Below are 9326 nucleotides of genomic sequence, written 5' to 3'. Positions count from 1 at the left end.
TCTCTATTTCATCTCTTTTAATTCCTATTTATAGATTTTCAATCATGCTTAAAATTTCTTCGATTTCCACTGTATCGTTAAGTCTATTTTTAATACTTTTTGCTATTGCCGAAATTGTAGGACCCATAAACACTTCTTTTAATGCAAATTCTATGTCAAATTCTTTATGAACCCTTGATACAAGATTGGTTGCCTTTAATGAGTCTCCTCCTAATTCAAAGAAGTTATCATTTACTCCAATCTTCTGGACTCCAAGGATTTGGCTCCATATCAGTACAAGCTTCTCCTCAATTTCACCGAATGGTGCAGCATAGTCTACCCCTGTATTAATATTTCCATCAGGGGCAGGCAGGGCATTTCTATCTACCTTGCCATTCGCTGATAAAGGCAGTTTTTCCAACTGTACAAAATATGAAGGGATCATGTAGTCTGGCAGATCTTTGGAGAGATACTCCCTTAATTCCGGTATTGTCAATTCACTTTCTCCAACTATATATGCACAGATGTACTTGTTCCCTTGGGGGTCTTCCCTTGTTGCTGTCACAACTTCTTTTATTGAAGAATGTTTTAGAAGCTGAGCTTCTATTTCTCCAAGCTCTATTCGGTATCCGCGGATCTTAACCTGATGGTCTATTCTGCCCAGGAATTCGATATTCCCGTCAGGCAGCCATCTTCCCAGGTCTCCTGTTTTGTACAGCCTTATCCCCTTTTCTTCTCTGAAAGGATCTTCAAGGAATACATGGGCTGTTTTTTCAGGGTCATTTAAATAACCCCTTCCTACACCTGTTCCAGAGACGCAGATCTCTCCTTTTACTCCGATAGGGCACAGGTTCATGTTTTTATCTGTTATATATAGATTCATATTTTGTATAGGCTTGCCTACAGGAATGTTCTCTCCTTCATGAGCAGCTTCCATAGTATATAGAGTAATATCGTCCGCTGCCTCTGCAGGTCCGTAGGCATTAACTACTTTAGTATTTGGACATAGGTCAAACCATTTCCTTACTATGCCGGATTTTACGGTTTCTCCCGTTATCAGCAAGTAATGAAGTTTTTCCGGTTTATTCCCTGTATTTTCCACATACTCAAGCATTAAAGCAAGGTATGAAGGTACCACCTCAAGGACCGTTATGCCATCTTCTATGATCCGATTCGTAAACCTTGCAACATCCTTTACTATTTCATCTGGATAGATGATAATTTGAGCTCCTATGGTTAGGGCTGCAAAGAACTGCCATACAGATACATCAAAGTATTGAGGCGAGTTCTGGGATATTATGCTGTTGTTAGTTATACAAAGTTCCTTTATTTCCGCATGGATGTGGTTTATCATGCCAAGATGCTCTATCATAGCTCCCTTTGGTACACCAGTTGAACCAGATGTATATATAACATAGGCCAAACTATTTATGTCTATATCTAGATCTAGGTTTTCGCCACTTTCAGCCTCAATCTCTTTTTCACACTGGTCAAGGTATATAATTCGGCCTTTATAGTTCTCACTAAGCTGCTGGGTCACATAATCTGATAAGGTCAACACATAGGCAGCTTTAGATTCCTTAAATATATCAAGCACCCTTTGTGTAGGGTATTTTGGATTTACAGGTATGTAAGCCCCCCCTGCTTTCCATATACCAAGTACCGATTCTACAAATAAGGGTCCCCTCTCCAGCATGACAACTACGGCTTCTTCTCTACCAGTGCCAGCCTTTAGCATGTACCTTGCTATCCTGTTTGCCCTTTGGTTGATCTGGCCATATGTAAATCTACGGCCTTCATACGCTACTGCTATATTGTCTGGACGTACTTTCGTCTGCTGCTCAAACAGGTGGTGTACCGTCAGGTGATGTTCAAATTCAACCTTCGTATCGTTAAAGCCGTATATTATTCGCTCCTTTTCTTCTTGGGATAACATATTGATTTCTGATAGTTTTTTTTCAGGGTTTGAGGTTATCTCTTCAAGGATATTAAAGTAATGCTGAACAAGCCTTTCTACCGTCTCCTTCTTAAACAGACGTGTAGCATATTCCATCCATAATATTATATTATGACCATCTGGTATCAACTGGAATGTTAGGTCAAATTTTGATGTTTTACTTTCAACCGGATATTTGGAATACTTTAATTCACCACGATGTTCCATAATATGCTCATCAGAAGGAACAATATTAAACATAACAGTAAATAAAGGATTTCTGCTTGAATCTCTCTTTACGTTAAGTTTTGTCACAAACTGATCAAACCTGTATTCCTGATTTTCATATGCTTCTAAGGAGCTTTCTTTTACTTCTTCCAAGAACTCAGTAAAGGCCTTATTTCCCTCTGGGAAATTCCTTAATGCCAGGGTATTTATAAACATCCCCAGTATTCTTTCAGTATCAAAATGAGTTCTTGCCGCTATAGGAGTACCAATAATTATGTCTTCCTGTCCTGAGTATTTATACATTAGTGTATTTAATGCCGCAAGAAGTATCATATACACGGTGGCTCCTGTTTGGGAGGAAAGTACATTTAATTTATCCATCAAATGACTGTCTAAATCAAATAGCAACCTATTTCCTTCAAAGCTTTGAAGGAGAGGCCTAGGATAATCTGTAGGCATATCAAGGATAGGAATTTCACCCTTGAACCTATTAAGCCAGTATTCTTCCTGCTTTTTGTAAACCTCAGTGCTAAACAAGCCATTCTGCCACTGGGCAAAATCCTTATATTGCACCTCCATTGCCGGAAGGCTTTCACCACTTAATATAGAAACTATTTCATCAAAAGTCCTGATTATTGAAGTTCCATCCGAGACTATATGATGTACATCAAGCAAAAGTATTTGCCTGCTAGCATGGATTTCTATAAGACCTACTCTTATTAAGGGTGCTTTGCTTAAATCGAACGGTCTTACAAATTCATCGATTATTTTCTCTACTCCGTCTTCCTCAGACTCAAAATATTCTATAGTAAAATCAACTTCATCTTGTATCCTTTGCACAAGCTCCCCATCAATCATCTCAAAGGATGTCCTAAATGCTTCATGCCTTTGTATCAATGTTTTTAATGCTTCCCCAAGGGCAACCCTTTCAATCCCACCTTCAAATAAAATTCCCACAGGTATGTTATACCCAATGTTGTTACCCTCAAGATTATTAATGATATACATCATCTTTTGTGCAGATGAGGTTTCATAGTACTCTTTTTCAGAAACTTTAGGTATTCTTTCAAGCTCAGCCTTACCCATATTTAGGGAATCCTGTTCTGAAATCTTTCCCGATCCGTATAGCTTTGATATCATTTGCTCGGAAAGATCGTATATGCTGGAACCCTTAAGAAGTTCTACTATGGAAACAGGTGTTTTAAAGGCAACCTCCATCCTGTTTTTTATTTCGGTGGCCATTAATGAATCCATCCCAAAAACAGTTAGTGGTTGTTTGGTACTTAGATCCTCAGGATTATAACGCAAAACCTTCGCTACTATTGTTTTAATATGCATTTCAACGATATTCTGCCTGCTCTGTATTGGAGATGAAATAATATCCTCCAGGATATCAACATCCACCTTTGATTTATTTATATTCTCTTGTTGTCCTGACTCATCTTGCAAAAGAGTTTTAAGCACATGTGGAGAACTCATGGGTGAGAACCATTTTTCCCCAAACGTTTGCCACGAGAGTATAGGTAGAACCACAGACTGTGCAACAGCTTCTCCAACAAGGTGCTCCATAGCCCTAATTCCCTTTTCTACCGTTACAGATTCTATGGATTTTTGTATATAATACTCCGGATCACGTTCCATAAACCTTGCAGCCATTCCAACCTCTGACCATGGTCCCCAATTGATACTCAGTGCAGGAAGTCCTCTCGATAAACGGTAATGTGCAAGTGAGTCCAAAAAGGCATTCCCAGTTGCATATGCTCCCTGGCCTGGTGAACCAAATACAGAAGCAACTGAAGAAAATAAAATAAAGAAGTCAATAGGCCGCCCCTCTGTCATACGGTGAAGGTTCCATGCACCATTTACCTTAGGCGAAAGGACCCTATAAAAAGTCTCATCTTTACTAACCTCAAGAAATTGATCATCCGTAATACCAGCAGAATGTACAACACCTCGAATAGGAGGCCTTTCTTCCTTATCAAAATCTTTAAAAAATCCAGCAAGCTTTTCCTCATCAGTTACATCCACTGATCCAATATATACTGTTGCCCCCTGGGACTCCAGCTTACGAACAAACTCAATCCTCTCTGCAAGGCTGCTGCCTGGCTCTACATTGTTCCATTCAGAACGTTTTGGAAATTCTCCGCGTCCAAGCAGTACCAGATGTCTTGCTCCCTTGGCAACCATCCACTGGGCTGTAATCATACCTATGCCACCAAAAGCACCTGTAATAACATAACTTCCATCGGGGCGAAGATGTACGGGTACTTGATGCTGCATATCAATCCGCAGTTTATCGATTCTTGCTGCAAGTCTATTCCCATTACGGAAAGCAATTTGGTTCTCTCCATTACCTAAGACTTCTTTTAACAGCATTTCCATTTCACCCGCATTGGCCTCTATGTCAAGGTCTACAAGGCCTCCCCAATTTGAAGGCAACTCATGGTAACCTATGACGGTGCCAAGGCCCCATACCAACGACTGTAAGAATGCAGAATTTGGAGTAGCCCTGTTGATCATTTGGGCTCCTCTTGTAATAACCCACAGCTTAAAATTTAATCCCAGATTTGTGGTTGCTTGTACCAGGTGTTTTAATACAAACAGGTTTTCAAAACAAGCTTTTTCTATAGCTGTATTGCTAACTTCCTGGATCTCAAGGATATTGAGGCTCCACATATATACAATACCTGTTAGCTTCGTTTTAATTTTTGAGAATTCATCAAACAACGCTCTAAGATCCTCAATGCTTCGAGGGTTTATATATATCTCACGCTCTTCATACTGCCAACCAAAATTCTCACCAGGATATACCATAAAGCATTCTTCTCCCCTTTTTTCAAGGAGATTTGCCAGTTCTTTTCCTGCTGCTTTATGATCCACAAAAATAAGCCATGCTCCAGAGTTAGCAGCAGCTGTGCGGGTATCAACTTCTTCACTTTTTAGAAGCTCCCAGTTTATCTCATAAAGATAATCCTTAACTCTTCCAGCATCAGACCCTCCACTATTTCCAAGTTCCTTAGTTCTTATGCCCAGTATTTCGGCGATTAGATTTCCGTCCTCACTATATAGACGGATGTTGGCGTTCAAATTATTATCTTTCCTATCTACCATCTGCGTATGACAAAGCATGACAGGCTCCGGCCTTCCATAAAGCTGCACCCTGTCTATTCCTACAGGTAGGAATGATTGGCCTTCGTTATTTTCATCTTCATTAAGTGGTGCAACTGCCGCAATGGTAACCTGGAAACAGGCGTCCAATACCGCCGGGTGAAGACCGTAGATAGAGCTATCAATCTCCAGTATTTTAGGGATCTCGATCCTGCCAAGAGCTTCGTTATCACCTTTCCATATCTTGTCTATACCTTGGAAATAAGGACCATAATGGAAACCCATTTGATAGAAGGTTTTATAACATACTTCTTTTCCGTATTCTTTGGTACAATTGCCAAGTATTTGAATCAACTCATCTTTAGCAGTGATCTTTATGTTTTGCCGTTTTCTTATTGTGCCGGATGCATTGCATGTCCAAGTCTTATCTTGTGCCGGTATCCTGCTTGAAATCTCGAATTTTGCGGTTTTTGGATCCAAAACCACCTGCACCACAGGTGATACTCCTTGATTTAAAAATAAAGCATTTTCAAACTTTATATCTTCAACTGTATAAAAACCCTCTCCAAAATAGCTTCTGGCACAAGCCATTCCCAGCTCTACATACCCTGCTCCAGGGAAAACTTCTATACCTTGTATTTTATGATCAGAAAGATACGTCATATAGGTAGTATTAAGTTCAATCTCCCATATAGGGCTGGAAGTTTTCAAACGGCGTCCTAAAAACTTGTGCTTATTTTTTCCCTGCCTAAATTCACTTGATTCCTGCGTTTCCATCCAGTATTTATCCCATTGCCATGGATAAAGAGGGAGACTTACAAACTCACCTTGGTACCGGTAAATCTTGTTCCAATCTATAGGGTATCCCAGTGCATATAGATTCCCTAAGTTCTCCAGTATTGAAACCTGTTCGTTTTCATTTCTTTTTATAGAGAACAACTTCTTACCTTCAACGTTTTTAGCTGACAGACAATCAGAAATAGAAGCTGCTAAAACAGGGTGAGGGCCCACCTCAATAAATAAGTTATAATTCAACGAAATCATTTCATACATTGCTGCTTCAAAACGTACCGGCTCTCTTACATTTTTATACCAGTAATGTCCATCACACTCTGTACCCGTCAGCATTTTCCCTGTAACCGTGGAATATATCGGTATCCCGGCAGGCTGGGACTTTATTCCTTTTAATGCCTCCAATAGCTCCTGCTCATATGGTTCCATTTGGTAACTGTGATACGCTACATTGACCTTTAAAAGCCGCGCAAAAACCCCCTTATCCTGCAACTGTTTTTGGATCTGCTCAAGGGCATCAGGATCACCTGACAAAGTTACCGAATTTGGGCTATTGACTGCTGCCATTGAAACACCTTTTATGTTCTCATCCAGCAGGGCCACAACTTCTTTTTCTGGTAAACCTACCGCCAGCATTGTGCCCTTGTTTACTGCTTTTTGCTGTGCACGGCTTCTGTGAATACTTACCAACATGGCATCTTCAAGGCTGTAAATTCCTGCAACATATGTAGAAGCCACTTCTCCAACACTGTGTCCTACCACCGCATGGGGTATAATACCCAAGGATTTCCATACTTCAGTCAAACCCACCTGAACAGCAAAATTGGCAGGTTGAGCAAACTGGGGCTGGTCCAGACGTGAATTCTCCTCATCAGCGAGAAGTTCCTCCAGTAGAGACCATCCAGCATACTGACGTGTAAGTTTATCGCATTTTTCTATCATATTTCTAAACACAGGGTCTTTTTCAAGGAGCTGTCTGCCCATAGCCCACCATATGGGCCCCATACCTGTATATACAAAAACAGCTTTATTGTACTTTCCTGCCTCAACATTTCCCGCAGACATCCCCTGGCGTGCTTGTCCTTTAATATACGCTTCCAGGTTTCCTGCAAGTTCTTCCTTTGAAGATGCCGAAACCGCTAGTCTATAGTCATGATGGGTGCGCTTTTTGCTCATCATGCTTCCAATATCATATAAAGAAATACTTTCTCCACTTCCATTAATAAAATCAACATACTTTTGCGCATAGTTTTTTAGCGCCTTTTCTGAGCGCGCAGATATGGGAATCATATATGGCCATCCGGTATTTACATTAACTTCAGGAGTACCCTCTTTTTGGAGATCTGTAGCTTCCTCCAAGAGGATATGGGCATTTGTTCCTCCAAAACCGAATGAATTTATGCCAACCAATGCGGGTTGCGGCAAAGGCTCCAGGGTCTGAGGAATTCGTATACATAAATCGTCAAAGGGAATTTTAGGGTTTGGATTCTTAAAGTGCAGATGTGGAGGTATTTGCTTATGCTTTATGATTAGTGAAGCTTTTATCAGTGCGGCAACTCCTGCAGCGGCCTCAAGGTGGGCAATGTTTGTCTTAACAGATCCGACAATACACTTTTTATCTTTTGGCCTGTCTGTTGAAACCACTCGTGCTATTGCATTAGCCTCAATAGGGTCTCCAACCGGAGTGCCGGTGCCGTGAGCTTCAATATATGTTATATCTGAAGGTGATATTCCTGCCTTTTTGTATACCTCCTTCATTAAGTTTTCCTGAGCCTGCCCGTTTGGAACAGTAATCCCGTCTGTGTGGCCGTCCTGGTTTACACCCGATCCACTTATTACGGCATAAATCCTATCTCCGTCTTCGATAGCATCTGACAGGCGTTTTAAAACCACAACGCCGGCTCCTTCCCCTCTTGCATAACCGTTTGCACTGGAATCGAAAGTTTTGCACCGTCCATCGGGAGATAAAAAACCACCCTTACTTTCCGCTATGGTATACTCAGGTGTAGCTATAACACTTACTCCGCCTGCTATTGCGAGATTACATTCATTATTCAATAAACTCCCGCATGCAAGGTGTGTTGCAACCAAAGAGCCCGAACACGCTGTATCTACAGACAAACTTGGACCTCTGAAATCATATATATATGAAATCCTGTTGGACAACATTGTCATCATCATACCCGTTGCCGAATGTGTATCTAAACTTTCAACCGATTCGTTTTTAAATTGTATTGCTTGATAGTCAAGGGTGAAGCCCGCTACAAAGACACCGGTATTGGTTCCTGCTAGCTTGGCCGGATCCAAGCCTCCATCTTCCATTGCTTCCCATGATGTCTCCAGCATCAGTCTTTGCTGTGGATCAAGAAAGGCCGCTTCCCTTGGAGAAATACCAAAAAACAAAGGGTCAAACTCATCTATTTTATCTAAAAATCCACCATGACAGGTGTAATGCTTGCCTGGCTTTGATTTGTCAGGATCATAAAACTTTTCTAAATCCCAGCGGCCTTCGGGTAAATCGGAAGTCATATCTTTTCCCGCAGTCAATGCTTCCCAGAACTCCTCAGGCCCCCTTATTCCTCCTGGCAAACGGCATCCTATTCCTATAATGGCGATTTTATCCATAATTTTCGACCTCCAATACTTTATTTATATTCTCTTGAATAGCTTGTCTGATAATCAACTTTACCAGCCACAGAAACTGTGATTTTATGTGGCCTCTCACAGTAATCCAAGACAGAAAGGTCAGTTTCAGTTAATACCCAATGATCATATTGAAGGGAATTATAAAGTCTGACCTCCCTACCAAGCCTCTTACTAAAAACATAAAATCTATTTCTCCCCATCTCATTCTCTATCTTTCGGACTGGTGAGTACATAATATGCATTTCCTCCAATATTTTGTAGAAGTTTGACATAGTTCTATATATTCGATCTTTGATTAAACACTCCTTTGTTGAAAAAACACCTTTTCTGTCGAATTCTAAAAAAGTATCGAACGGATTTTTTCATGTAAACGTTTGTTGGAAAAGCGTTCTTCTAAAGTTTGTTTCTGAACAGATAAGCATAGCTGTATCAGTAATGCTATTGCATAAAACTTTTACTTCTCCAGTCAAGTAGGTAACTTAGTGTCATTTCCCAGTCAAGTAGGCAACTTTGTGTCACGAAATAATGACACAAAGTTGCCTACTAAAAACAGAAAAATCCTTATAAAATAAGGGTTTCTTTGGTAGGTAACTTTGTGTCGATGTACAGTTGTCCGTTGAAGTTAACTTTATTGCAT

The 9326-nt window shown here is 40.5% G+C and carries 1 protein-coding gene; it reads right to left on the bottom strand.

Annotation, left to right across the window (positions count from 1 at the left end):
• Positions 1-28 precede the first annotated feature (28 nt).
• Positions 29-8668 (bottom strand): non-ribosomal peptide synthetase/type I polyketide synthase, encoded by an 8640-nt coding sequence (locus tag MKX36_RS11975; RefSeq protein WP_340864740.1) that lies wholly within the window; start codon positions 8666-8668, stop codon positions 29-31.
• Between the last annotated feature and the right edge of the window lie 658 nt (positions 8669-9326).

Source organism: Paenibacillus sp. FSL W8-0439, assembly GCF_038008995.1.
Taxonomy (GTDB): Bacteria; Bacillota; Bacilli; order Paenibacillales; family Paenibacillaceae; genus Paenibacillus; species Paenibacillus polymyxa.
This window is presented reverse-complemented; position numbering and strand designations above follow the sequence as displayed.

Bases quoted from the DNA above. Each gene is read 5' to 3' on its own strand.
- MKX36_RS11975 (WP_340864740.1), bottom strand. From the start codon at position 8,668: ATGGATAAAATCGCCATTATAGGAATAGGATGCCGTTTGCCAGGAGGA.